We start from the raw sequence: 653 nt of genomic DNA on the forward strand, positions 1-653 counted from the left end.
TGTCACATCAGGCTGACCGCCGGGCTCCCCCTCATGACCCGGCTGGTGAATCGCGACAAGCCCAGCCTCAGCCAGATCGGCCACCAGAATCCGGGTGACACCGAGAGGAATGGAGAGGAGGGCGGAGACTTCGGCGACGGACTTGACCTCGTAGCACAGCTGGCAGATCCGCTGATGCTCCGGGAGCTGACCGCTGAGCTGGGCGGGGTCGGCGCTGGTGGAGACCAGCGCCTCGATCGCCAGCTGATAACGCGGCCGGGTCCGGCCACCCGTCATGGCGTACGGACGCACCAGCGGCTGCGGCTCGCTGTCGAAGGAGCGCCGCCGTGGCTGCTCCGGCTGCGGCTGCCGCTGCGGGGGCGCCGCATCGACGCGCTGGTCCGGCGCGGCGCGCCGGTGACCGCCGCTGGGTGCCGAGGGGAAGTTGAACCGTCCGGACTGCCCACCGCTGTGCGGCTGTGCCGGAAAGTCACTGCCGTACGGTCCGCCTGGGGGCGTTGTCACGTGTCCTCCTCCGACTGCCATCGTCAACCCGCGCGAAACGCGCTCACCGCTTCGCCATCACCCCCGCACCTTAAGGTGCGCGGGCCCAATCCGCACAAGCAGCCCGCTACTTGAGCAGGCTGCCCTGGAGCTCGGCGCGCAGATCCGGC

Annotated in this window: 1 protein-coding gene; it reads right to left on the minus strand. The window is 70.3% G+C overall.

The window, feature by feature from the left end:
• The coding region (locus AC5WRL_RS28095; protein ID WP_496091498.1) for a DUF742 domain-containing protein at positions 1-504 on the minus strand (504 nt) is incomplete at its 3' end.
• Positions 505-653 lie beyond the last annotated feature (149 nt).

It is taken from the genome of Streptomyces sp. NTD107 (assembly GCF_059510435.1).